Here is a 24,222-nt window from a genome sequence, read left to right on the forward strand (position 1 = left end):
TATTGACAGCATTTCATTTTGATGTTTGTTTTATGTCCGGAAGCGCCACCCGCACAGAGGAGATGTTGCGGTGGGCGAAGCCTGACGGGCCGGTTCGCCGGTGCCATTTTTCAATCCTTGGGAGGATTTCATGAAGAAGACTATTGTTTCCGCCGCTCTCGGCGCGCTGGCGCTTGGCGTCGTATTTGCAGCCCCTGCCCAGGCCGCCGGCGTTTCGGCCTGCCTGATCACCAAGACCGATACCAACCCCTTCTTCGTCAAGATGAAGGAAGGCGCCGAAGCCAAGGCCAAGGAACTGGGTATTGACCTGAAGTCCTACGCCGGCAAGGTCGACGGCGACCATGACAGCCAGGTTGCAGCGATTGAATCCTGCATCGCCGATGGTGCCAAGGGTATCTTGATTGCTGCTTCCGATACCAAGGCCATCGTCGACCAGGTCAAGAAGGCACAGGATGCCGGCCTGCTCGTCATCGCTCTCGATACCCCGCTCGATCCGCCCGGCTCTGCCGACGCAACATTCGCGACAGACAACCTGCAGGCCGGCAAGCTGATCGGCGCCTGGGCTGCTGCAACGCTCGGCGACAAGGCCAAGGATGCCAAGATCGGCTTCCTCGATCTCGTTCCGTCGCAGCCGACCGTCGACGTTCTGCGTGACCAGGGCTTCATGATCGGCTTCGGCATCGACCCGAAGGACCCGAACAAGATCGGTGATGAAGACGATCCGCGCATCGTTGGCCATGACGTCACCAACGGCAACGAAGAAGGCGGCCGCACCGCCATGGAAAACCTTCTCCAGAAGGATCCGGACATCAACGTCATCCACACGATCAACGAGCCGGCTGCAGTTGGCGCCTATGAAGCCCTGAAGGCTGTCGGCAAGGAAAAGGACGTCCTGATCGTCTCCGTTGACGGCGGTTGCCCCGGTGTAAAATCGGTGGCTGAAGGCGTCATCGGCGCAACATCGCAGCAATATCCGCTGCTGATGGCATCGCTCGGCATCGAAGCCATTGCCCAGTACGCCAAGGACGGCACCAAGCCGAAGCCGACCGCAGGCAAGGACTTCTTCGACACCGGCGTTGCTCTCGTCACCGACAAGCCTGCCAAGGGCGTCGAGTCGATCGACGTCAAGGCCGGCACGGACAAGTGCTGGGGTTGATGCCCTAGGGCTTTCAGCACAGAATGAATATGGAAGGGCGGTTTTCAAGGCCGCCCTTTTAAACAGCCGGTTGGTAGGCCGGTCTCTTGGGAGGGAGGCGTTGTCATGACAAGCGTCCAGGAATTCGAAAAAACACTGGATCAGAGCGACAAATCAGTCGCTTCATTCGAAGATCGTTCGCCTCTGCGGCGCATCCAACATTTTCTGCATTCGACACCGGCCGCCATTCCGGCAATCGTGCTGATTGTATCCGTCATCGTGTTCGGCGTCCTGAAGGGCGAGCGGTTCTTCACGGCCGGAACGCTGACGTTGATCCTGCAGCAGATCGCTGTCGTCGGTATTCTTGGCGCGGCACAGACGCTGATCATCCTGACTGCCGGCATCGACCTGTCGATCGGCGTCATCATGGTGCTTTCGGCCGTGGTCATGGGCAATTGTGCCGTGACCTACGGCCTGCCGGCACCGCTTGCCATTCTGGCGGGTTTCGTGACCGGAACCGTCTGCGGCATGGCCAACGGTTTCCTGGTATCCCGAATGAAGTTACCACCCTTCATCGTCACGCTGGGCACCTGGAACATCATCGCCGCGATCAACTATATCTATTCGGCCAACGAGACCATCCGCCGTGCCGATATCGAGACCGCAGCACCGCTGCTGGGTCTCTTTGGCGCCAGCTTCAAACTCGGCTCGGCCGTCTTCACGCTTGGCGTCATCATGATGGTGCTCACCGTGCTCGCGCTCTGGTATGCGCTCAACCACACGGCCTGGGGACGCCACGTTTATGCTGTCGGTGATGACCCGGAAGCAGCGGAACTGTCGGGTATCCGGGTCAAGGGCGTGCTGCTCGGCGTCTACGGCCTTGCCGGGGCCATCGCAGCCCTTGCTGCCTGGGTGTCGATTGGCCGCAACGGCTCGATCTCACCGTCCTGGGCGGTCACGGACTACAATCTTCAGGCCATTACGGCAGCGGTGATTGGCGGTATCTCGCTGTTCGGCGGGCGCGGCTCGATCCTGGGAACGCTGTTCGGTGCTCTTATCGTCGGCGTTGTGTCGATGGGCCTCAACATGCTGGGCGCCGATCCGCAGTGGAAGGTCCTGTTGACCGGCGTCCTCATCATTACGGCTGTCGGCGTCGACCAGTGGATCAGAAAGGTAGCAGGCTGATGGAACCTCATCTCACCGCACCCCTCTTGACGGCAAGGGGTATCGTCAAGCGCTATGGCCGCGTGACCGCGCTGGACCAGTCCGATTTCGACCTCTATCCCGGCGAAATCCTCGCCGTGATCGGCGACAACGGTGCCGGAAAGTCCTCGCTGATCAAGGCGATCTCGGGCGCGGTCCATCCGGACGAGGGCGAAATCCGGCTGGACGGCAAGGTCGTCAACTTCCGTTCTCCGCTGGAGGCACGCGAAGCTGGCATCGAAACCGTCTATCAGAACCTGGCGCTTTCGCCGGCGCTGTCGATTGCCGACAACATGTTTCTCGGCCGCGAGATCCGCAAACCGGGGCCGATGGGGTCTATCTTCCGCATGCTCGACCGGCCGAAGATGGCCAAGATTGCGCGCGACAAGCTTTCCGAGCTTGGGCTGATGACGATCCAGAACATCAACCAGGCGGTGGAGACGCTGTCCGGCGGCCAGCGCCAGGGCGTTGCGGTTGCACGTGCTGCGGCCTTCGGCTCCAAGATGATCATTCTTGACGAGCCGACAGCAGCGCTCGGGGTCAAGGAATCGCGCAAAGTTCTTGAACTCATCCTCGACGTGCGCTCCCGCGGCCTGCCGATCGTGCTGATCTCGCACAACATGCCGCATGTGTTCGAGGTGGCGGACCGCATCCATATCCATCGTCTTGGAAAGCGCCTCTGCGTTATCAATCCGAAGGACTATACTATGTCGGATGCTGTCGCCTTCATGACCGGTGCCAAGGTGCCACCGGAGGCTGCCGCCGCATGACCATGACGCTTGCCGCCATCGCGGATAGCATTGTCGAAAAGGCGGGCAACTTGCCCCGCTTCATCGTCGCCATTGCCGGCCCTCCTGGGGCCGGCAAGTCCACGCTTGCCGATGCGCTGCAGGACGAGTTGACGCGCCGTGGCGAAAAATCCGCCGTGCTGCCGATGGACGGCTTCCATATGGACAACGGCATCCTGGAAGAGCGCGGCCTGCTGAAACGCAAGGGGGCGCCGGAGAGCTTCGACGTCCGCGCCTTCATCGATATCGTTTCGGCGGTACGCAGGACGGACCAGGAGGTTCTCGTCCCGGTGTTCGACCGGTCCCGGGAAATTGCCATCGCGTCGGCCCGGCCCGTATCGCCTGAAACACGGATCATCCTGGCGGAAGGCAATTACCTTTTGCTCGACGAGGCGCCGTGGTCGCGGCTCGACGGCATGTTCGACCTGTCGATCTTCGTCGGCCCGCCTTACGAGGTTCTGGAAGAACGGCTGCGGCAGCGCTGGGTCCACTATGGACTGGATGCCGCCGGCATCGAATGGAAGCTCTACGGCAACGATCTGCCGAACGGCAAACGGATCATCGACAATTCGCGCACCGCCGATATCGCCCTCGAGTTTTTCGAAACGGCCTGATCGCGCCGATCCTCCATTGTTTCCGTCGCTGAAATGATGCTATCGGAACCTCAATGCTGGTGGGCGGAGCTCTTTCTCTCCGTCATTCCTGTGCTTGTCACAGGAATCCAGCCGCCCAAGTCCTTGGGCGACGAGAGTCTTTGACCCGACAGACGTCGGGTCGCTGGATCCCCGCCACAAGGGCGAGGATGACGGAGAGTGGGGCATTCGACCGAGCGAAACAATGACGCCACGTCTCTGTTTCAGCTTCATTTGTATGCTTTGGCTCTGTGTTTTCAGAAATTGATGAGTGCCTGGAGATATCCGCCATGAGCCCACAGCCTGTCACCGAACTGACGATACGCCGTCCTGACGACTGGCATTTGCATCTGCGCGATGGTGGCATGCTCAAGGGCGTCATCGGCGATACCAGCCGCCACTTCGCCCGCGCCATCATCATGCCCAATCTCGTGCCGCCGGTGGTCACCACTGCCGATGCGATAGCCTATCGCGAGCGCATTATGGCGGTGCTGCCGAAGGGCGATCGTTTCGAGCCGCTGATGACGCTTTATCTCACCGAAGGCACCAACCCGGATGACGTAGAAGCCGGTCACGCCAGCGGCCTGATCAAGGCCGTCAAACTCTATCCGGCCGGGGCCACCACCAATTCGCATGGCGGCGTCCGCAATTTCGAAAATGCCATGCCGGTGCTGGAGCGTATGGCCAAGATCGGCCTGCCGCTGTGCGTTCATGGTGAAGTCACCACGCCAGAAGTCGATATTTTTGATCGCGAAGCCGTCTTCATCGAAACCGTACTGGAGCCGTTGCGCGCCCGCCTGCCGGAACTGAAGGTGACGATGGAGCATGTCACCACTAAGGACGGCATTGATTACATCAAGGCATCCAAGAGCAATCTGGCCGGTTCGATCACCACCCATCACCTGATCATCAACCGCAACGCCATTCTGGTCGGCGGTATCCGCCCGCATTATTACTGCCTGCCGGTTGCCAAGCGTGAACTGCATCGCCTTGCGCTGCGGGCCGCAGCAATATCCGGTGACGGCCGTTTCTTCCTTGGCACGGATTCAGCACCGCATGTCGATCCGTTGAAGGAATGCGCCTGTGGTTGCGCCGGTATTTACACCTCGATCAACACCATGAGCTGCCTTGCCCATGTGTTCGAGCAGGAAAACGCGCTGGACAAGCTGGAGGCCTTCACGTCGCTGAATGGCCCGGCCTGGTATGGCCTGCCGGTCAACGCGGAGACGATCACGCTGCGCAAGCAGACGGAGGCTGTCACATTTCCGGAAAAGATCGAGACGGAAGCGGGCACGGTCACGGTGTTCGATCCGATGTTCCCGCTGCATTGGGCAGTTTCCTGAAGGTGGGCAAAAGGCCCGCCCCCAGGAAACCAGCGTGGTCACGTCAGGACTTGAGCTTCGAATTGCAGATGCTGTAGAAGCCGCCGCCCTTCTGGATCCAGGCAAGACCATTGAGTGAGTTGTCGGCCTTGTTGGCCTTGTATTGATCGAGGCAGGTGTGCATGCGGGCTTTGCCTGCAGTCTCGGTCGAGTATTTGGCATCGACCTTGGTCGGGAACACGACGCCCTTCGGCGCCTTTGCCGTGGTCTTGGCCGGTTCCGGCATGTTTTCGGTATTGTCCGCCGTCGGTTCCTGATTGGCGCTCATTGCGGTTGGCGTTTTCGCAGCCGTTTTCGTGGAAGCCGGTGTCGTGGTTGCAGCCGCGGCATCACTGCCGCATTGGGCTTTGCGGAAGTCATTCCACTTCATCCCATTGAGCGTGCCGGCCGTTTGGGCCGCTTTGTATTTGGTGCTGCATTCCGCCATCGTCGTCGCATTGGCGGCGGATGACAGAACGAGCGGGGCGATGGAAAGAGCGGCGAGGGTGGCAAGGCTGATAATCTTCATCGGATAACCTCATGATAGGAGGGCATCAGGCGTTCAGCGACGCGTTGAACGTCCGCCTCAACTACAGGTATGTGTCCGGTTTGTGTCCGGATCATGGTCTTTTTTTTCTAATGTAGTTGAAGCTTACCAAGAATTAATCTGACTGGTCTCACCGGTCGTGCAGTGTGCTGACCGGGCGCTGGCGCAGTGGTTTGCGATCGGCGAGCGACGGGCTTGATCGGGGAAAAAACTTCGCCTAACAATGAGGCCGGCCGGATGCGGCCAGCCGCCCCGCAGTGTCTAGCACGAATGGTGAATGCATCCATCGAAACCTTCTCATCCTTGCCTTTGGCGTTGATGGCGAACGGGTCAGCAGAGCGGGCACTGATCGTCCTGTTTGCCGCCAGACGGAGGATGAACCATGCGCGATTTTCGCGATGCAAAACTGATGGCAAAGGTGCTCAAGCAGGCCTTTGCAGATCGCAATACCAACCTTTCCCACAGCGAAGCCCTCGAGATCGTCGCCAGCCAGTTCGGCTACGGCCAATGGAATATCCTGTCGGCAAAGATCGACACAACGGACAAGGTGCTGCCAAAGGAGGACGGGCATGTCGGCATAAAAGCGCCCATCCCGATCTTCCGCATCTTCGACGTCGCCAAGGCGATGGAGTTTTATTGCGGGTTCTTAGGCTTCACGCTCGATTGGGAACATCGGTTCGGCGATAATTTTCCGCTCTATTGCCAGGTCACCCGGGAAGACATGATCCTGCATTTGAGCGAGCATGCCGGCGACGCAAGCCCCGGCGCCCGCGCCTTCGTCCGCGTCGAGGATGCGGCAGCGCTGCAGGCAGAACTGGCGGGCAAGAACTACCGCTACATGAAGCCGGGCGTCACAAAGGCGCCTTGGGGGCTGGAGGTCGAGGTGATCGATCCCTTCAACAATCGCATCACCTTCTGCCAGCAGCAGGGCGAGAACCAGAACGATTGAAATTGGCGGCGCGGCTGCTCTGCCGCGCCCTCCACCTCTGGCATTGCGCGGCCCGACCTGCTATGCGGCGGGTGATAAAAATCCCGAGCTGCAGGAGCCCCGCCGATGATCCAGACATCCTTTCCCGACAAGGCCGTGATGGCGGAACTCGTCGCCAAGATGCTCTGGGAAATCAAGGCGGTGCATTTCAGCGCCGATAAGCCCTACAAGCTGGCATCAGGCATGGCGAGCCCGGTCTATATCGACTGCCGCAAGCTGATCTCCTATCCGCGCATCCGCTCGGCCGTGATGGATTTCGCCGCAGCCACCGTGCTGCGTGAAGCCGGTTTCGAAAAATTCGACGTCATCGCCGGTGGCGAAACGGCGGGTATTCCGTTCGCTGCGATGCTGGCCGAGCGCCTGGCGCTGCCGATGATCTATGTCCGCAAAGCGCCGAAAGGCCATGGCCGCAATGCGCAGATCGAAGGCCATATGCCCGACGGCGCCCGCGTTCTCGTCATTGAAGACCTGACGACGGCGGGTGGCTCGATGTTCACGTTCATTGATGCGATCCGCGCCGCCGGTGGCGTCGTTGATCACGGCATGGCGCTGTTCTACTACGATATTTTCCCGAAGGCCCGCGCCGGGATGTTGGACAAGGGCGTGACGCTGCACAATATCGCCACCTGGCGCGATGTGCTGGCGGTTGCCAAGCAGCAGAAATTATTCGACGAAAAGACCCTGTCTGAGGTTGAGGCCTTCCTCAATGCGCCACTCGAATGGTCCGGCCGCAATGGTGGCGTCAGCGAACTGGCGACGGCTTGAAAACGGCGCTGGAAATCCGGCGCGGTTTGGCTTAAATCGATTGAAATAAACCACTGAGGGGGAAGACGCCGCCATGATCGTTTGCTGTGGAGAAGCCCTGATCGATATGTTGCCGCGCCAGACAACGGCGGGCGAAACGGCGTTCGCACCCTATTCCGGCGGCGCGATCTTCAACACGGCCATCGCGCTCGGGCGTCTCGGCATCCCCACCGGCTTCTTCACCGGTCTCTCCGACGACATGTTCGGCGATATGCTCCGCGAGACGCTGAAATCCAGCAACGTTGATTTCGGCCCCTGCGCGACCCTGTCGCTGCACACCACCGTGGCCTTCGTCAAACTGGTCAACGGTTCGGCGACCTACGCTTTCTTCGACGAGAATACGGCAGGCCGGATGATCTCCAAGGACCACCTGCCGGCACTCGGCGATTTCTGCGAGGCACTGCATTTCGGCGCCATCAGCCTTATCCCGGAACCGTGCGGATCGACTTACGAAGCGCTGATGACCCGCGAGTATCAGAAGCGGGTGATTTCCTTCGATCCGAACATCCGCCCCGGCTTCATCAAGGATGCGCAAGCTCATAAGGCCCGCATGCTGCGCATGGCGGCGATGTCCGACATCGTCAAATTCTCGGACGAGGATCTCGATTGGTTCGGCGAAGAGGGCACGCATGACGAACTGGTGGCCAAGTGGCTGCAGCGCGGCCCGAAACTCGTTGTCATCACCAAGGGCGCCGATGGGGCCGATGGTTACACGACGCGCGGCAAGGTCTCTGTTGCGGGCGAAAAGGTCGAGGTCGTCGATACGGTCGGCGCCGGCGATACGTTCGACGCGGGCATCCTGGCGTCGCTGAAGATGAACAATCTCCTGACCAAGGAACAGGTCGCGAACCTCAGCGAAAGCGCCGTCCGCGATGCACTGGCACTGGGCGCAAAGGCCGCCGCTGTCACCGTCTCGCGGGCAGGGGCAAACCCGCCGTGGAGCTACGAGATCGGGCTTTAATCGCCTCTCTTCGTCTTGCCGGTTACACCGTGGATCCCAGCTTCCGTCCGCGCCCGGCAAAAGCGCTGTGCGGTACTCCGGCGAGATTTGACAGAAATTGGCGGGCGCATTCGCTCCAGTTGAACGTCAGCGCCTTTTGCCGTGCGTCTTCGCGCGATAACGTCAAGGCGGCCAGTGCAGCCTGCCTGAGATCGCCGGACAGCGCGCCGCTGCCGTCGCCCAGAATATCCTTCGGTGCCGTCACCGGAAACGCGGCAACCGGGCAGCCGCTGGCAAGCGCCTCGAGAATGACGTTGCCGAATGTATCGACCCGGCTCGGAAAGACGAAGACATCGGCCGACGCATAGAGTGTCGCCAGTTCCGTGCCGAAACGTTTTCCCAGGAAATGCACATCCGGATAGCGCTGCCGTAACGCGGCAAGGTCGGGTCCGTCGCCAACCACAAGCTTGCTGCCCGGCAGGTCGAGATCGAGGAAGGCCGGCAGGTTCTTCTCCACGGCAACGCGTCCGACATTAAGGAAGATCGGGCGCGGAAATGGCAGATCCTGACGGCGTGCCGGATCAAACAGCGTGGTATCGATGCCCCGCGTCCAGCGCTTGATATTGTGAAAACCGTGGGCTGCCATTTCCGTGCCGAGCGAAGCGGTCGCGACCATCATGCCATTGCCGGAATTGTGGAACTGGCGCAGCCACCAGTAGCTCCAGCTTTCCGGGATGGGCAGCCGGGCACGGACGAATTCGGGAAACCGCGTGTGATAGCTGGTGGTAAACGGCAGGCCTCTGCGTAGACAGATACCCCGCGACACAAGACCCAGCGGTCCTTCTGTCGCAATGTGGATATAGTCAGGTGCCACAGCGTCGATCTCGCCAGCCACCTGCCGCCGCATTGGCAGCGCTAGCCGGATATCGGCATAGAAGGGCAGCGGAAAGGTCGCAAAACGCTGGGGCGTCAGGAAGTGAATGGCAATGCCCTGTTCCTTCAGGGACCGCGCGAGTTCATCGAGCGTGCGTACGACGCCATTGACCTGCGGATGCCAGGCATCGGTAACAACGAGAATGGTTTTTTCCATAAGTCGCCTCGGCGCGGCCTCGCCACCTGCCGGAAAACACCGGCTGACCTCGAATCAGGTGACGGCTGCATTTCGCTGATTTGATCATGCTCTGATGACAGGCGGATGATCGGCATATCTACGGCGGCCTCATCCGGGCGGTCGGCCAGCTGATCCGGGCGCAACCGCACCCGCACCCGGCCAGTGCCGATCCTACATCGCGCTCAAGGCAGGAAGGATGAGATCTCCGACCTTGTAGATGTGAAATTCGCTTTTCGACACAGCGTCCAGAGATTTGAATTTCTCCACAAAGACGGGGTCGGAGAAAAACTCGTCGACATTGTCGGCGCTGTGGATTGCCTCGATGTTGACGACGGTCTTGCCGTCGGTGCTTTTCGACAGGTTGCTCCAGAGAAAGCCCGCCTTGCGTTCGGCGACGTAGTGCACGACGTCCTGGATGATCTGGAATGCCTCATCCTGCTTGCCCGGGTGGGCGTGGATGACATTTACGACGAACACGGTGGGTTGGGGAGAGAGTTGAAATTCGGCCTTCGGGGAGTGGGTCACGGTGTCTCCATCTGCAGAACGATCGGCGGAATATGCCGCCGGGATGAGACTTAGTTCGTGACGGTAAGTGGAAAAACGGGGTATGGCTCCGTTGATAACGGATCTGGATGTCCGCAATGGAGAGCCACCATGGAAAATATCGGTTCCTTGAATGTGTTCATCGTCGTGGCGGATACGCGTAGCTTTGTCGGGGCAGGTGAGGTTCTCGGTATCTCCTCCTCCGCTGTCGGCAAGGCTATAGCCCGGCTGGAGAAGAGGCTTGGTGTCCGGCTGTTTCATCGTAGTACGCGCAGCATAGCGATCACTGCGGAAGGTACGATGTTCCTCGAACGCTGCCGCCGGATTTTTTCCGAGATAGAAGCAGCCGAACAGGAACTATCGCACACGCTTGCTGCACCGCGTGGCTGCCTTCGCGTCAGCCTGCCGCTCGCCGGAATGCTGTTCATGCCGGCGATCACCACGTTCATGCACTTGTTCCCGGAAGTCTCCATCGATCTCGATTTCACCGACCGCCTGGTCGACGTGATCGAGGAGGGGTTTGACGCCGTGGTTCGAACGGGAGATCTCAGCGATAGCCGCCTGATGACGCGGACGCTTGGAAAATTCTCGCATCGCGTCGTCGGAACGGCCGAGTACTTCGCCCGCTTCGGAATTCCGGAAAAGCCGCAGGACCTGTCAGGCCATATCTGCCTTCACCACAAATATCCGTCCTCCGGGAAGCTCGAGCGCTGGCCTCTAAGATATGATCCGGAACAGGGGAAATTCGAGCTGCCGGTATCCTCTATGGCAAGCACGCTCGAGCCACTTGTCAGCATGGCAGAGCAAGGGCTTGGCGTTGCCTGCTTGCCGCTCTTCACGATCCACGGTCAGATCGCCGCAGGGAAGCTGGTTCCGGTTCTGGCCGACCATATCGAGGATGTCGGCGAGTTCAACATTCTGTGGCCATCCAGCCGACATCTGTCCCCGAAGGTGCAGGCGTTCGTGAAGTTCATGAGCGAAAATCTGTTTCGTGCTTGATGTGACTGGGACAGACGCAACACGCTGCTGCCGAGGGGCCTCGGCTGGGCGTATCATCGCCCCATCAACGCCATCTGTTCGAAGCCACGGCCAGCCGAAGCGGCAACGATTGCCAGCACAGAGCCTTCGAGGGTGCGTACATGGACGGTGAGCGAGCGATAGTCCGTGTCGCGACCGATCTTGTCGGCAATTCTCTGGCCGTAATAGACGGCGGAACCGACGTCGAAATGATCGACGCCATCTTCATCGACAACCTGTTCGTTGCCGAAATGCAGATCGAAGAAATAGTGTTCCACGTTAAGCCCCGAACCCGTGCGCCGCTGGAGATTTCTCCGGCTTGGGGACGCATCTTCAGGGATAACGCATTGTGTCCGAATACAGGCTGAACTGGACGTTCAGCCTGTATTCATCGTGCGGGCGCCGGTATTGTCAACTTCCTGGCAGCACGGTGGAAGGGAGGATTTGCTGATATTCGAGAATATCACCCGGTTGGCATTCAAGGACGTGGCAGATCTTTTCCAGGGTTTCAAACCGAATTCCCTTCACCTTGCCGGATTTTAGCAAGGAGATGTTCTGCTCGGTAATGCCGATACGCTCGGAAAGCTCCTTGGAGCGCATTTTCCGCTTGGCAAGCATCACGTCGAGATTCACGGTGATCGGCATTTCTAAACAAAGCTCCGGTTTTCCGCGTCGATGTCGGCAGCGAGCCGAAAGACATGGCCCATCACCAAAAGCAGAACAGACACCAACAGGAGAAACGCTTCGCTGGTTCCGAAAACAACCAGCAATACCTTTTGGCCAGGCGGGTTACCAAGGGTGACGATGAGAACTGCAAGGGTGCGCGACATCACTGTGCTGGCAGCACCGATCAAGGCAGCAAAGCCAGCCTTTCGCAACAAGCCGCCGCTTCTGGCGGAAAAGACATCTCCCCGTTCGAACCCGTCGAACAGGTGCCAGACTGCGGACAGACCGGAAAATGCGATCCAGAGATTAACGCTGCCGAGCAGGACCAGGGCCGTCATCGCAGTGCGCGACACCGTCATCGGGATTTCCTCAAACAGGTTCGCTTTGACGAGGTCGGCAAAAGCTGGCTGATCGAAGGCCAGGAGCCACAGCACATAAATCACGGCAAAGGCAATGCCCGCCGCGAGGACGAGAACAAGACGCTTCATCAGCCTGCTCAGGCTTTGGATGGTCTGCGAAGAATGCTGACTCATGATCAGAACTTTCATGTTTACTGCATAAAAATTATTGTATAACGATAATTATATCTCGTCAATCTGCATAGGATGCGATCAGTCAATGACCTGCCTGCTACGGAATACGTCCTGCGTCGTCGCTGTGGCGGCACTGCTTGCCGCGTGCACCACACTCTCGCCGTCCGCCCTTGTGAAGTTTTCCCGCTTCAATCCCCTCGAGTTCGATCCTGGTGCAATGCGCGTGGCTCTGATCTTGCCGGAGCCGCTTGTTTTGAAAAGGGGCGACGTATCACTGGCCATGGGCTGGCAGGCCACCGAGGCCTCCCAGCATTATCTTGGCAGCTTCCATCTCGACCTTCTATCCGGAAACGCGGCAGCCATTGCGTTGAATGAAGAGGTAAAAGCGGGCCAAAAAATCGTGCTGCTGACAATGAGTGTCGCTGATGCTCAACGAATGCGGGAACTGCAGGCGCAAATTGGCAACGCGAAAAGAGCCGGACTGAAGGGCAAAGGGTACATCTCCATGAGTTTTGACGGCGGCTGCTGGAATGGCGCGGTGTCGCAAAGTGAACAAGGCCAGTCAGTTGCCGCATGGCTTCAGGCTAGTCCAGTAGACACATATTTTCCGGTGCTTGGCGCCGTCGATCTGAAAGACATCCTGAAAGAGCAGGGCATCGATACCCTGCCCACCTGCCAGGACGCAAGCCCAGATGGCGCCTTGCGTCCGGCCGCAGGGCGCCATCCCTCATGACAGCCTATGCGCGTCATTCGCGTATCGAAACTAACACCAGAAGCCAGTGCGAAAGTTTGGAGTGCCGCGATGCACGCAAGGCTAGGATGGACTTATTTCGCAGCCTTCAACAAGGCGGCGACCAGCCCGGCGGTTGACGAGTCATGACCGGCAGCGCTTTCTTTGCCTTCGACGACTGGCAGCAGGCCTGTTGCCAGTTCCTTGCCGAGTTCGACGCCCCACTGGTCGAAGGAATTGATGTTGAACAGCGCCCCTTCGACGAAGACGCGGTGTTCGTAGAGTGCAATCAGACGGCCGAAGGTAAAGGGCGTCATCTCATCATAGACGAGGGTCAGTGACGGGCGGTTGCCGGTAAAGACCCGGTGCGGGGCGATACGTTCGATAAAGTCCTTGTCCAGGCCCCTCGAAGCCATCTGCGCCTGGGCTTCCGCAAGCGTGCGCCCCTTCATCAGGGCTTCCGATTGGGCCAGGCAATTGGCCATCAGCAGCTGATGCTGGTGGCGCAGATTGGGCTCGTGGCCGTTGGCGGCGATCATGAATTCGGCCGGGATGACGCTCGTGCCCTGGTGGATCAGCTGGTAGAAGGCGTGCTGACCGTTGGTGCCGGGTTCACCCCAGACAACCGGGCCGGAATTGCCTTCGACCGGCGTACCGTCCAGCGTCACGCCCTTGCCGTTCGATTCCATGTCGAGCTGTTGCAGATAGGCCGGAAAGCGCGACAGGCGCTGGTCGTAGGGAAGGATGGCGCGCGTAGCATAGCCGAGCACGTTGCGATGGTAGAAACCGAGAAGGCCGAGCAGAATCGGGATATTTTCGCGCAAAGGCGCGGTGCGGAAATGGTTGTCGATCGCGTGCGCGCCGGCCAGGAATTCGGCAAAGTTCTCCTTGCCGATGGCAATCATCAGCGGCAGGCCGATGGCCGACCAGATCGAATAACGTCCACCGACCCAATCCCAGAAGCCGAAGATGCGGTCTGCGTCGATGCCGAACGCCGCGACCTTGTCGAGCGCGGTCGAGACGGCGCAGAAATGATGGCCGACAGCCTTTTCACCGAGCTTTTCGGCAATGAAGGCGCGCGCGGTCGCGGCATTGGTCATCGTCTCGATGGTGGTGAAGGTCTTGGAGGCAACGATGAACAGGGAGGTTTCAGCGTCGAGCAGTTTGAGAGTATCGGCGATATGCGCGCCGTCGATATTGGAGACGAAATGCAGGCGGGGACCGTCATGATTGGGTGCCAGCGCCAGCGTCGCCATGACCGGGCCGAGATCGGAGCCGCCAATGCCGATGTTGATGACGTCGGTGATTTTTTTGCCGGTGGCGCCTTTCAGTGCGCCCGAGCGGATGCCGTCGGAAAAAACGCCCATGGCGGAGAGTACGGCGTTGACGTCCGGCATCACGTCCTTGCCATCGACCAGGACCGGCGTGTTGGAGCGGTTGCGCAACGCGGTATGCAGAACAGCGCGGCCTTCGGTGATGTTGATGATATCGCCGGCAAACATTGCGTCGCGCTTTTCAGCGACCTTGGCAGCCTTGGCGATTGCCTCCAGCCCGTCCAGCACCTTCTCGTTGACGGCGCATTTCGAGTAGTCGAACAGCATGTCGTCAAGCGTCACGCTATATTTGGTGAAACGCTTGGGATCGCTGGCGAAAGCCGCCCGGATATCTGTTGCGTTGGTGTCGGAAACGGTGGATTTCAGCTGTTCGACAAGCGCGCTCATGGCGGGGTTCCTTGCATTGCGGAAGGGTTGCGATAGCTAGTCGCTTTGCCCTTAGCAAATCAAGCCTGTCCTCATGCGAAGGCTAAAAAAGCCATCCCACCTTTTTCGTCAGGCAACCGGAAATCGTCTTGTGGTTGCAAATTGGCGCCTTTGCAGTCATGTTTTCCTCATTCGGGGATGAAAGCAGCAACGCCATGCCAGCTGGCGCATCCGGACGGATGGGCTTTCCGGACTGTAGCAGGACACAGCCCCGTCCTCGGATGTGGAGGTGATCTATGTGGTTCCGGCCATTTAGCATCACGTTTCGCATAAGAAAAACCCGCACAAGCTGGTTAATTACCGTGCGGGTCAATTTCTTAGCCTAGCAAAGGTGGCTGGAGTTCGCGCTCCAGTCACCACTCCGCTAAAATAGATGTTTCGCGGCGTTCTGACAAGTAAACAAGGCCTCTTACCCGCGCAGGTCCTTACGCAGAATCTTGCCGACATTCGATTTAGGCAGTTCCGTACGGAACTCAACAAACCTTGGGCGTTTGTAGTTGGTCAGGTTTGCTGCGCAATGTGCCTTCACGTCCGCTTCCGTCAGGTTCGGGTCCTTCTTGACGACGAACAGTTTTACCGCTTCGCCGGAATGTTCGTCGGGTACGCCGATAGCGGCACATTCGAGAATGCCGGCAAGGGTCATCGCCACTTCCTCGATCTCGTTGGGGAAGACGTTGAAGCCGGACACCAGGATCATGTCCTTCTTGCGATCGACGATCTTGACCAGCCCTTCCGGGTTCATGAAGCCAATATCACCCGAGCGGAAAAAGCCGTCGGCGGAGATCGCCTTGGCGGTTTCGTCCGGCCGTTGCCAATAACCGGCCATGACCTGTGGTCCGCGGATGCAGATTTCACCGATATCGCCGAGTGGCACTGCGTTGCCGTCGTCGTCGCGGATTTCGACATCGGTTGATGGCAGTGGCAGGCCAATCGTCCCGGTGAAGTCGCGTCCGTCGAGCCGGTTGGCGGTGGCGACCGGCGAGGTCTCCGACAGGCCATAGCCTTCCTTGATTGGCGATCCCGTCATCCTTTCCCAGCGTTCCGCGACCGGACGCTGCACCGCCATGCCGCCGCCAAAAGTCAGCGCCAGGTCGGAGAAATCCAGCCGCTGAAATTCCGCATTGTTCATCAGCGCGTTGAAAAGCGTGTTGAGGCCAGGGAAGATATTGACCTTGTACTTGGCGATCTCCTTGACGAAGGCCGGAATGTCGCGCGGGTTGGGGATGAGGATATTCTCGCCGCCGGTGCTGAGCCCCATCAGAGAATTCACCGTCAAGGCGAAGATATGATAGAGCGGCAGGGCGCAGAGAAACACGAGCCGTTCCGGCCGTTTCTTGTCCAGGAAGGCCGTTTCGAGCCATAGACCCATCTGGGACATGTTCGACAGCAGATTGGAATGGGTCAGTGTGGCGCCTTTGGAGACGCCGGTCGTGCCACCGGTATATTGCAGGAAGGCGACATCGCCAGGTTTCACATCGACGGCCGTGAGTGTCTGTCCGGCACCCTTTGCAAGGACTGCTTTGAAGGACAGATGCCCCGGCAGAGACCAGGCGGGCACTAGTTTCTTCACCTTGCGCACGACGATGTTGACGATCAGGCCCTTGAAGCCAAGAAGGTCGCCCATCGTGGCGACGACGGTGTGCTTCAGATCCGTGCGTGCCGCGACCTGCTCGACGGTGTGGGCAAAGTTTTCAAGGACAAAAATTGCCTTGGCGCCGGAATCCTTCAGCTGGTGTTCCAGCTCGCGCGGCGTATAGAGCGGATTGACGTTGACGACCGTATAGCCGGCCCGAAGAATTCCGAAGACGATCACCGGGTTCTGCAGGATGTTCGGCATCATCACGGCGACGCGATCGCCCTTGGCAAGGCCCGTCGATTGCAGCCAGGCACCGATCTTGCGGCTCTGTGTGTCGAGGTCGCTGAAGGTCAGCGTCTTGCCCATGCAGGTAAAGGCGGCGCGGCCCGCATATTTTTTGCAGGATTGCGCGAAGAGATCGCCGATCGAAGCGTAGGGCAGGGGAGCAATATCGGCCGGCATGCCGGGGGGGTAGGATTGCAGCCAGGGTTTGGCCGCTTGCGGGCCGGGGGTCTGCATCAATGTGTCAGGCATTATCTCTCCCTCATCGATCCGTCGCGGCGCCACTAAGTAAGCGCGGCCTTTCACCCTCTCCATACGCATGCTGTCCGAAAATGTCTCAGACAAGCATTTGCGCACAGACGAAAAAATCCCTCCAGATTCTTCGCCCAATCAAGATGGGGCTTTTGTTGCACGCCATCAAGCGTATTCCGGATTATATAACCTTAACGTAAACGTCAATAAGCGGCGCATATCTGGCCAGATTTCGGGGTTTCTATCCGCATCAATCCCTTTGCGAGCAGGCGCAAAAGGGTATATTGCGTTGCAATAACGCCAAGGTTTCCTCCCATTTCCGCCTCGGCTTCCCATTTCAGAACGAAAATCCTTCGGGCCGTACGGCTCCAGGCAGGTCTTCCTATGTCAGACGACGCTCTTTCTACCCTTCCGGCGACCCGCCGGGGTGGCATGTCCAGCGCTGAATTGGCCTTGGCCGTTGGCGGCTTCGGCATCGGTACTGGTGAATTCGCCATTATGGGGCTTTTGCCGCAGGTGGCCGGCGATCTGTCGGTTTCGGTTCCTTATGCCGGGCACGTCATCAGTGCGTATGCGATCGGCGTTGTCGTTGGCGCACCGCTCATCGCCGTTCTTGCTGCGCGGTATTCAAGACACAATGTGCTGTTGGCCCTGATGAGCCTGTTTGCGCTCGGCAATCTTGCCAGCGCCGTCGCCGGTAGTTTTGGCCTTCTGGTTGCGGCCCGGTTTCTCGCCGGCCTGCCGCACGGCGCGTATTTCGGCGTCGCTGCGCTGGTTGCGGCCGGCATGGCAGCGCCACACCAGCGGGCTCGCGCGATTGGCCGCGTCATGATGGGCCTGACGGTCGCAACCCTGGTTGGCACGCCGCTTGCGGCCTGGTTTGGCCAGGCGCTTGGCTGGCGTGCGGCCTTTGCCATCGTCGGCGCCATCAGCGTTTTGACGGTCGTCCTGACCTGGTTCTACGTGCCGAAGGATCGGCGCAACCCGTCGGCGTCGCCGCTGACGGAGCTTGGCGCACTGGGCAAGTCCCAGGTCTGGCTGACGCTCGGCATCTGCGCCATCGGCTGTGGCGGCATGTTCTCAGTCTTCAGCTATATTACTCCGGCCCTCACCGAGGTTGCCGGCGTATCGCTCGGAACCGTTCCGATCCTGCTTTCGGTCTTCGGCGCCGGCATGATCCTCGGCAATATCGTCGGCTCGCGTCTGGCCGACTGGAAGCTGATGCCGGCCATCGGCATTGCGCTGGTCTTCAACCTCGTCGCCTATGTGCTGTTCTATTTCACCATGACGACGCCTTGGATGGCGGTCATCAACGTTCTTCTGATAGGCGGCGGCTTTGCCGTCGTGCCCGGTATCCAGATGCGGCTGATGGATGTGGCGGGGAAGGCGCAGACACTGGCTGCAGCGCTAAGCCATTCGGCCTTCAATCTTGCCAATGCGCTCGGGGCCTGGCTTGGCGGCCTCTCTATTGCGGCCGGTTATGGCTGGACATCGACCGGTCTTGTCGGTGCGATGATGGCGGTGGCCGGTATCGGCATTTTCCTGTCGTCGGTCTTCCTCGACCGCTCAAAGCGGGCAGCCGCCTGAAGGCGGTGCTTTGCGTGCATTGAGGCCGGGGTCGGCCGTTGCTCCCTCCACTCAAAAACGTTTGTCATCCGCTTGTGTTGACCATGCGGTCATACTTACCTATGCCGCATGCGCACCGGTTTACCGTACACGACGGAAACATACTGGCTCGCGGTGGGTTTTGCTGTCATCTTGAGTGACACTTGGAGGAACGCTTTTTGCAACTGAGCAATCGTGAACGGGACGAACTGCCTTCGGAACCGCGCCTTTTTGGCCGTACGGCCTATGAACGCTCAGCGCTTGTCGGCCCGATTGCGGCTGCGCGCTGGCTTCTGGTCTTTGTCCTGTTGGCCGGGGTCTACTTCTTTCACGGATTTCTCGTGCCGGTGCTGGCAGCGCTCGTCATCGGTTTTGCCAGCTGGCCGATCTATCGCTGGCTCCTTGGCGCGATCGGCGGCAACCGGACGATCGGGGCGACAATTGCCATCATTGCGGTGATTTCCTTCATTGTCGCGCCCATCTCGCTTGCAGCCGTCTATGCCGTCGATGAAGTTCATAACTGGGCTGTCTGGACGATCGAAACCAACGCTGCCGGTGCTCCTGTGCCGATGTGGCTCACTCAGATCCCGGGGCTTGGTGTGTGGCTGGGCGTTCAATGGGCGAAATATATCGGTCATCCAGGCGCGCTCGGCGAACTGGTGCAGCTCGTCAGCGGGTCCAACATCGGCAATATCTATCGTGGCGTGCTCGTCGTCGGCGCATCGGCATTCCAGTCGATCCTGACGCTGCTGTTCATGCTGATCACGCTTTTCTTCGTTTATCGCGATGGAGAAAAGCTCGTCGCCCAACTCGATCACCTCGGCGAACGTATCCTGCCCATGCGCTGGGAGCGCGTCTCGCGCATCGTGCCCTTGACCATCAGCTCGACGGTGACCGGCATGGGTGTCATCGCCATCGGCGAAGGCATCGTGCTGGGGATCGCCTATTGGATAGCGGGCGTCCCGTCACCGGTCACACTCGGCATCATCACCGGCATCATGGCCCTTGTTCCCGGCGGCGCGCCGCTGTGTTTCACGCTCGTATCGGTCTATCTCGTTGCGAGCGGCTCACCCGTGGCCGGCGCGGCGCTGTTCGTCTGGGGAACGGTTGAACTGTTCATCGTCGACAAGACGCTTCGGCCAAGACTGGTCGGCGGCCCCATCAAACTGCCTTTCCTGCCGACGTTCTTCGGACTTGTCGGGGGCGTCAAGACCATGGGCTTCCTTGGCCTGTTCGTCGGACCGGTGCTGATGGCATTGCTGGTGTCGATCTGGCGGGAATGGCTGCGCGAGGTGACGACCCCAACGCCACCAAGCACGATCATCAAATAAGACTGACCGTATCCCCCTGCCGGATCGGGGCGACCTCTACCACGCTGGCAAGAACGCCAAAACCGCCGCCGCCGTGACGGGCAATTGCGTGCAGAACGTCCTTGGCGAAAGGCAGTTCGCCCTGCGCCAGCGCCGTGAAGCTGCAGCGTTCGCAGGGTTCGGTGACCGCAACCAGCGCATCGCCGATCCGCAGCCGCCTGCCGATCAGCTGCCGGTCGGGAAAGCCAGGCTCGGCCGCATCCATGTCGATGACGATGTTTGGCCGGAACCGTCTGACATCCACCAGAGAACCCGGCGGCACAAGGTCGGCAAGGGCTTTCAGCGACGCTGTGGTCAGGATATGCAGATGGCCCCGATCATAGCGTGGCGGTGCTTTGCCGGTACTTGCTGTTTCCATGGTGATTGCCAGCGGACGGAACGTCACAGGAAATCCCGCGCGTTTCGAGGCAGCGGCGTTGGCCGTTTGGGATGGAACGGCCAGCCATGCCGCACCGTCTGTGCTGATCTCAAGGCCAGCCCCGCCGGTGCGCGACAGTATTTCGGGCACGAACCGCCAGCGGCGCTCGGTTTCCGGAGCTGCCACGGCGCCGGTCTCGTCAATCAGGCCCCAGCCGCGATCATGAAGGACGCCGTCTGCATCGAGCGGCGCTGTATCGATGCGTTCTCCTCGCAGGGAGCTGACCGGATAGCGCCAGAGTTCAGCCACCGTCCCCCACAGTTCGTCCATGCAATCCATCCCGCCTATTGATTTATCGCAGCATAGATAGTGCGGCGCTCAAAGCACAACAGGCTTCGACAAGATCCCCGGCAGGAAAAGACGGAATGGCCGGTTGAGGCATCGGTCTGCAGTGATCTGCGCTTACTTCCTTCTTCTGCGTGAAAGTGAATCCAGAGATCAAGGGGAATTGCCGCGTGATCTGCGTGCCGTGTTGCGCTAATGGTTCTCCATGCCCGACGGCATCCCGCCGCCGTCATGGCTGATCCATTCGAAAGTTCAGGGAAGCAGATGAACCGCACTTATTATGCCCCGCAGGGCGGCGCGCCCGCGCAAACCCAGCTGTTGACGGACCGCGCCGTCTTTACCGAAGCCTACGCCATCATTCCGAAGGGGGTGATGATGGATATCGTCACCAGTTTCCTGCCGTTCTGGGACAATACCCGGCTCTGGGTTCTGTCGCGCCCGCTCTCCGGATTTGCCGAGACCTTTTCGCAATACATCATGGAAGTCGCCCCCGGCGGCGGTAGCGATCGGCCGGAGCTCGATGACGCTGCCGAAGGCGTGCTGTTCGTCGTTGAGGGTGAACTGACGGTGACGCTGGACGGCGAAGCGCATCAGATGCGTCCGGGTGGCTATGCCTTCATTCCGCCAGCGAGCAAATGGTCGGTGCGCAACACAAGCGGCCAGACAGTACGGTTCCACTGGGTGCGCAAGGCCTATGAATCCGTTGAGGGTCTTGATGTTCCGACGCCTCTTTTCCTCAACGAAGCGGATATCGCGCCATCGCCGATGGCAGGCACCGAGGGCAAGTGGGCAACGACGCGTTTTGTCGATCCGAACGACCTGCGCCACGACATGCACGTGACGATCGTCACCTTCGAGCCGGGCGCGGTAATCCCGTTCGCCGAAACCCACGTCATGGAGCATGGGCTCTACGTGCTGGAGGGCAAGGCGGTCTACAGGCTCAATCAGGATTGGGTCGAGGTCGAGGCGGGTGATTATATGTGGCTGCGCGCCTTCTGCCCGCAGGCCTGCTATGCTGGCGGCCCCGGAAGGTTCCGCTACCTGCTCTACAAGGACGTCAACCGCCACATGAAGTTGAAGCCGCGCGCCTGAGCGGCCACATAATTGCAAAGCGTCCCTGCTGGAAAAGCTTCAGGCAAATCCGGCGGGGATTGGCGCGATCGTCCGGTCGCTGCCATAGTCCCGCTGATGCGCCATATGGCCGCGAAGACGGCGCGGTTCGGACTTGATCTCGTATGCCGTCAATTCAAAAGCGCCATCGGCATAGGTGCCGGTGTCTGCCGACTGGTCGCGCTTGCCCTTGAGCAGATTGAAGATCATCGAAGGTCCTCCCGGGTTTTCGCATCAACGGCTGATCCGTTGAACCGTTCCGCTCATAGCCGAAAAATAGTTAAAAAATTAACCATGTTCGCATGAGGAATCGCGGCCGCGAAAGCGATGCGTGCCAGGAGGGCCATCTTACGGGTGATGTAAGACATCCATGAGTCAGTCGCGTTCTAAAAAAACCGGACTGGGGCGAAACGCCTAGTTGAGCGGCCCCGAGACCAGTTCGTCGCTCAGAATTCGGAAGGCCTCGTCGAGGGCGTCCACCAGAATATCGGTCAGCTTGTCGCCGTTCTCGTCCTGCAGAAAAAGAGCGATGGCTGCATCGCTGGGTTCGCTGGAATATTCGATGATGTTCGACATATCATTGTCCTCTACTGCCCGGCATCATGCCGGAGGTGAGGGCAAGATAGGCTGCGTCGCTTGCGCCGGGCTTGAACATCCCGATGTGGTGCTACTCCCCCGCATTAACCTTCGATTAAGGATTTGAACAGTCCTGTTGCGTATTTTTCACGCTCAGTGCCTGCGCGCGGTCATTGGATTTGCAGATCAGCCGGAAATCTGGAAAAATGGCCGGGCAGAAGGACTTGCCTTGTTTCAACAGCACGCCATCTCTCCATTCTGGAGGAAGCATGAGCCACAAGTTAGTTATGATTCTCAGTGCCCTCGGTGTGTCCAGCGTGATCCTGTCGGGTTGCGTCGATGAAGGTGGATACCTCTATACCAATGCGCGTGTGCCCACTGCTTATCGCGAGCAGGTGGTCATAGAGCGGCGCGTTTACGACGTCAGGGAAGGGGCGAGCTATAATCATCGGGGCAGGCCGCGAGTTTTCTACGTTCAAACGGGAGACCGCAGAAGTCCGCGATGCTTCGGGACAAATTGCTACGTCGGTGCGACCTACAGGGAAGACCCCTATTACCAGTTGCCCAACTGAGCGGCGCGCGTTTATCACGCCTTGAAACGTAGGATTAACGCTCGAAATCCGGTGAGATTCGCAAGGTGCTGTTATTCGATCAAGGATTATGGTGCCGCTTAGAGGACTCGAACCTCTGACCCCATCATTACGAAAGAAGGGATCGAGAGGCAAAAAGCCCACGAAATAAGGCTTTTCATTCCATCTCATTCTGTCTTGTTCCGCATAATTTCCGGTGTTTCCGGAGATATCGGGAGACGTAAAAGAGACCTAATGTAGACCTTCGGCACCACGCACTACCATCAGACCGCTAGAATAGCGACAGATTGTTTTTCAGCCTAAGCAGCCTTCTTGGCCTCGGCGGCCTTTTTTGCTTTCCGCTCGGCCACTGTTTTCGCCAGCCGCTCTGCTTTGGCAATCTTCAGGACATCGTTGATCTCTTTGTGGAAGTCAGGATGGAAATGTCCGTAGTGTTTTTTTATCACAGCCTCGGTGGTCGACAGATAAGTTGCGATGATGCTGACCGGGGCGCGTTTCGACATCAACCAGGACGCGCATGTGTGCTTGAAAGTATGTCGGTTGACTTTTTCGACCCGACCAGGAGGAAGGACTTCGAGCTTCAGCCTGCGGAACGCACCGCGCGTGCTACCTGCGCGACCCTTGTGATCTATCACATTGTCGGTGTGTTTGTTCAGCGCGCGCCACCGGTGCAGGTGCGCTAACAGCTCATCAGGAATTCTTACCGGATCAGCCCGCTTATTTGTCGGGCTCTTGTTCTCAACGCCGCCGCGGTAAAAGATGCCGCTATCCAGATCCATCCAGGGCCGATCATCAGTCTCGACGAAGGATGCCTGCTCGATCTTTTCCGACCGCGTACCGGTCCACACTGCGATCAGAATAAAACGAGCTATGTGCCGTGACGTTGAGATGCCTTTCCCAGTCTTGCTGACCACCCTCTGCTTCTTGACAATGCCATTCTTTTCAACCTCCTCGAAGGCCATATTCTTTTTCTTCCAGGCGGCCATGAGGAGAGCAGCCACTTCGTCACGCGTATAATAGGCTTCGCGCGGCGGCGGTGGAGCAGGAAGCTCCCAGTCAATGAGATGCCCGCCGAGTTCGAGCCGTTGTTTTTCGATGCCGAAGTTGATCATCGGACGAAAGCTACCGAAGTCACGAAGAACCGTATTGTCGGACAGAGGAGTCCCGGCTCGAGAGGTCGCCTGGTACTCCCGGATCGTGTTCTCGTTTATTTCGAAGACCGTTTTGCCGTCCCAGAATTTGATCAACCGCTCGACCATATGCAGATAATCGCGCAACTTCTCTTTGGATTTTGCTTGGATCATTTCAGCGTTACGCTCGAGGTAGAACCTGATTAGATCCACCACAAGTACATCGCGCGGACCCTTTCCTCGTTCATTTATGACCGCAGAAACCGAGCG

At 59.0% G+C, this 24,222-nt stretch carries 25 protein-coding genes; 13 read left to right on the forward strand and 12 right to left on the reverse strand.

The window, feature by feature from the left end; translation table 11 throughout:
• Nucleotides 1–130 precede the first annotated feature (130 nt).
• The 5 genes from ACQY8Q_RS14795 (at nucleotide 131) to pyrC (ending at nucleotide 5,101) form a co-directional block, all read left to right on the forward strand.
• Nucleotides 131–1,156, forward strand: coding sequence for a sugar ABC transporter substrate-binding protein (locus tag ACQY8Q_RS14795; protein ID WP_428427260.1), 1,026 nt, complete (start codon nucleotides 131–133; stop codon nucleotides 1,154–1,156).
• 105 nt (nucleotides 1,157–1,261) lie between these two features.
• A complete protein-coding gene (locus ACQY8Q_RS14800) occupies nucleotides 1,262–2,320 on the forward strand; it encodes an ABC transporter permease (protein ID WP_428427261.1) in 1,059 nt (352 codons plus the stop codon).
• Nucleotides 2,320–3,108 carry an ATP-binding cassette domain-containing protein gene (locus ACQY8Q_RS14805; protein ID WP_428427262.1) on the forward strand — a complete coding sequence of 263 codons (789 nt, stop codon included), beginning with the start codon at nucleotides 2,320–2,322 and terminating at the stop codon, nucleotides 3,106–3,108. The genes ACQY8Q_RS14800 and ACQY8Q_RS14805 overlap by 1 nt, the downstream gene beginning before the upstream one ends.
• A 2-nt stretch (nucleotides 3,109–3,110) precedes the next feature.
• Nucleotides 3,111–3,740: a nucleoside triphosphate hydrolase gene (locus ACQY8Q_RS14810; protein WP_428429792.1), complete on the forward strand. Its 630-nt coding sequence runs from the start codon at nucleotides 3,111–3,113 to the stop codon at nucleotides 3,738–3,740.
• A 308-nt stretch (nucleotides 3,741–4,048) separates the two neighbouring features.
• A complete protein-coding gene (gene pyrC, locus ACQY8Q_RS14815; protein ID WP_428427263.1) occupies nucleotides 4,049–5,101 on the forward strand; it encodes a dihydroorotase in 1,053 nt (350 codons plus the stop codon).
• 43 nt (nucleotides 5,102–5,144) lie between these two features.
• Here the strand turns inward: pyrC and ACQY8Q_RS14820 are convergent, their stop codons facing one another.
• Entirely contained in the window at nucleotides 5,145–5,648 is a 504-nt protein-coding gene (locus ACQY8Q_RS14820) for a hypothetical protein (RefSeq protein WP_428427264.1), read from the reverse strand.
• A gap of 400 nt (nucleotides 5,649–6,048) precedes the next feature.
• Between ACQY8Q_RS14820 and ACQY8Q_RS14825 the strand changes: the two genes are divergently transcribed.
• The 3 genes from ACQY8Q_RS14825 to ACQY8Q_RS14835 all read left to right on the forward strand — a co-directional run bounded on the left by ACQY8Q_RS14825 (nucleotide 6,049) and on the right by ACQY8Q_RS14835 (nucleotide 8,419).
• The gene (locus ACQY8Q_RS14825; RefSeq protein ID WP_428427265.1) at nucleotides 6,049–6,615 is read left to right on the forward strand and encodes a glyoxalase superfamily protein; all 567 of its coding nucleotides are present in this window, start codon (nucleotides 6,049–6,051) and stop codon (nucleotides 6,613–6,615) included.
• A 105-nt stretch (nucleotides 6,616–6,720) separates the two neighbouring features.
• Nucleotides 6,721–7,419, forward strand: coding sequence for an orotate phosphoribosyltransferase (locus tag ACQY8Q_RS14830; protein WP_428427266.1), 699 nt, complete (start codon nucleotides 6,721–6,723; stop codon nucleotides 7,417–7,419).
• 73 nt (nucleotides 7,420–7,492) lie between these two features.
• Nucleotides 7,493–8,419, forward strand: coding sequence for a carbohydrate kinase family protein (locus tag ACQY8Q_RS14835; RefSeq protein WP_428427267.1), 927 nt, complete (start codon nucleotides 7,493–7,495; stop codon nucleotides 8,417–8,419).
• A 22-nt stretch (nucleotides 8,420–8,441) separates the two neighbouring features.
• Here the strand turns inward: ACQY8Q_RS14835 and ACQY8Q_RS14840 are convergent, their stop codons facing one another.
• On the reverse strand, nucleotides 8,442–9,488 hold the full coding sequence (locus ACQY8Q_RS14840; RefSeq protein ID WP_428427268.1) for a glycosyltransferase family 4 protein: 1,047 nt from the start codon (nucleotides 9,486–9,488) through the stop codon (nucleotides 8,442–8,444).
• 192 nt (nucleotides 9,489–9,680) lie between these two features.
• Nucleotides 9,681–10,034 carry an antibiotic biosynthesis monooxygenase gene (locus ACQY8Q_RS14845; protein ID WP_428427269.1) on the reverse strand — a complete coding sequence of 118 codons (354 nt, stop codon included), beginning with the start codon at nucleotides 10,032–10,034 and terminating at the stop codon, nucleotides 9,681–9,683.
• 129 nt (nucleotides 10,035–10,163) lie between these two features.
• Here ACQY8Q_RS14845 and ACQY8Q_RS14850 point away from each other — a divergent pair, with 129 nt between their 5' ends.
• The gene (locus ACQY8Q_RS14850; RefSeq protein ID WP_428427270.1) at nucleotides 10,164–11,051 is read left to right on the forward strand and encodes a LysR family transcriptional regulator; all 888 of its coding nucleotides are present in this window, start codon (nucleotides 10,164–10,166) and stop codon (nucleotides 11,049–11,051) included.
• A gap of 53 nt (nucleotides 11,052–11,104) precedes the next feature.
• Here ACQY8Q_RS14850 and ACQY8Q_RS14855 read toward each other — a convergent pair whose 3' ends face one another.
• The 3 genes from ACQY8Q_RS14855 to ACQY8Q_RS14865 all read right to left on the reverse strand — a co-directional run bounded on the left by ACQY8Q_RS14855 (nucleotide 11,105) and on the right by ACQY8Q_RS14865 (nucleotide 12,268).
• Complete coding sequence (locus ACQY8Q_RS14855) at nucleotides 11,105–11,347, reverse strand: DUF6894 family protein (RefSeq protein WP_428427271.1); 243 nt, start codon at nucleotides 11,345–11,347, stop codon at nucleotides 11,105–11,107.
• A 133-nt stretch (nucleotides 11,348–11,480) separates the two neighbouring features.
• Nucleotides 11,481–11,714 (reverse strand): helix-turn-helix domain-containing protein, encoded by a 234-nt coding sequence (locus ACQY8Q_RS14860; RefSeq protein WP_428427272.1) that lies wholly within the window; start codon nucleotides 11,712–11,714, stop codon nucleotides 11,481–11,483.
• Between the two features lie 2 nt (nucleotides 11,715–11,716).
• A complete protein-coding gene (locus tag ACQY8Q_RS14865) occupies nucleotides 11,717–12,268 on the reverse strand; it encodes a DUF2975 domain-containing protein (protein WP_428427273.1) in 552 nt (183 codons plus the stop codon).
• Nucleotides 12,269–12,353: 85 nt separating this feature from the next.
• Between ACQY8Q_RS14865 and ACQY8Q_RS14870 the strand changes: the two genes are divergently transcribed.
• Entirely contained in the window at nucleotides 12,354–13,001 is a 648-nt protein-coding gene (locus ACQY8Q_RS14870; RefSeq protein ID WP_428427274.1) for a hypothetical protein, read from the forward strand.
• 92 nt (nucleotides 13,002–13,093) lie between these two features.
• Here the strand turns inward: ACQY8Q_RS14870 and pgi are convergent, their stop codons facing one another.
• Together pgi and ACQY8Q_RS14880 are read right to left on the reverse strand one after the other, a co-directional pair.
• The gene (gene pgi, locus ACQY8Q_RS14875; RefSeq protein ID WP_428427275.1) at nucleotides 13,094–14,719 is read right to left on the reverse strand and encodes a glucose-6-phosphate isomerase; all 1,626 of its coding nucleotides are present in this window, start codon (nucleotides 14,717–14,719) and stop codon (nucleotides 13,094–13,096) included.
• A gap of 448 nt (nucleotides 14,720–15,167) precedes the next feature.
• Entirely contained in the window at nucleotides 15,168–16,868 is a 1,701-nt protein-coding gene (locus ACQY8Q_RS14880) for a long-chain fatty acid--CoA ligase (RefSeq protein WP_428427276.1), read from the reverse strand.
• Nucleotides 16,869–17,252: 384 nt separating this feature from the next.
• Here ACQY8Q_RS14880 and ACQY8Q_RS14885 point away from each other — a divergent pair, with 384 nt between their 5' ends.
• Together ACQY8Q_RS14885 and ACQY8Q_RS14890 are read left to right on the forward strand one after the other, a co-directional pair.
• The gene (locus tag ACQY8Q_RS14885) at nucleotides 17,253–18,455 is read left to right on the forward strand and encodes an MFS transporter (protein WP_428427277.1); all 1,203 of its coding nucleotides are present in this window, start codon (nucleotides 17,253–17,255) and stop codon (nucleotides 18,453–18,455) included.
• A gap of 197 nt (nucleotides 18,456–18,652) precedes the next feature.
• Nucleotides 18,653–19,804, forward strand: coding sequence for an AI-2E family transporter (locus ACQY8Q_RS14890; protein ID WP_428427278.1), 1,152 nt, complete (start codon nucleotides 18,653–18,655; stop codon nucleotides 19,802–19,804).
• Here ACQY8Q_RS14890 and ACQY8Q_RS14895 read toward each other — a convergent pair.
• Nucleotides 19,797–20,531, reverse strand: coding sequence for an MOSC domain-containing protein (locus tag ACQY8Q_RS14895; protein WP_428427279.1), 735 nt, complete (start codon nucleotides 20,529–20,531; stop codon nucleotides 19,797–19,799). The genes ACQY8Q_RS14890 and ACQY8Q_RS14895 overlap by 8 nt on opposite strands.
• Before the next feature lie 279 nt (nucleotides 20,532–20,810).
• Between ACQY8Q_RS14895 and ACQY8Q_RS14900 the strand changes: the two genes are divergently transcribed.
• Nucleotides 20,811–21,638, forward strand: a complete 828-nt coding sequence (locus ACQY8Q_RS14900; RefSeq protein ID WP_428427280.1) for a bifunctional allantoicase/(S)-ureidoglycine aminohydrolase — start codon at nucleotides 20,811–20,813, stop codon at nucleotides 21,636–21,638.
• A 39-nt stretch (nucleotides 21,639–21,677) separates the two neighbouring features.
• On the opposite strand, the gene ACQY8Q_RS14905 is transcribed toward ACQY8Q_RS14900, so the two are convergent.
• The 3 genes from ACQY8Q_RS14905 to ACQY8Q_RS14915 all read right to left on the reverse strand — a co-directional run bounded on the left by ACQY8Q_RS14905 (nucleotide 21,678) and on the right by ACQY8Q_RS14915 (nucleotide 24,168).
• Complete coding sequence (locus tag ACQY8Q_RS14905) at nucleotides 21,678–21,866, reverse strand: hypothetical protein (RefSeq protein ID WP_428427281.1); 189 nt, start codon at nucleotides 21,864–21,866, stop codon at nucleotides 21,678–21,680.
• A gap of 204 nt (nucleotides 21,867–22,070) precedes the next feature.
• Nucleotides 22,071–22,232, reverse strand: a complete 162-nt coding sequence (locus tag ACQY8Q_RS14910; RefSeq protein WP_428427282.1) for a hypothetical protein — start codon at nucleotides 22,230–22,232, stop codon at nucleotides 22,071–22,073.
• A gap of 889 nt (nucleotides 22,233–23,121) precedes the next feature.
• Nucleotides 23,122–24,168 carry a phage integrase SAM-like domain-containing protein gene (locus ACQY8Q_RS14915; protein WP_428427283.1) on the reverse strand — a complete coding sequence of 349 codons (1,047 nt, stop codon included), beginning with the start codon at nucleotides 24,166–24,168 and terminating at the stop codon, nucleotides 23,122–23,124.
• Nucleotides 24,169–24,222 lie beyond the last annotated feature (54 nt).

The sequence above is a fragment of the Pararhizobium sp. genome (assembly GCF_965279435.1).
In the GTDB taxonomy this organism is placed as follows: domain Bacteria; phylum Pseudomonadota; class Alphaproteobacteria; order Rhizobiales; family Rhizobiaceae; genus Pararhizobium.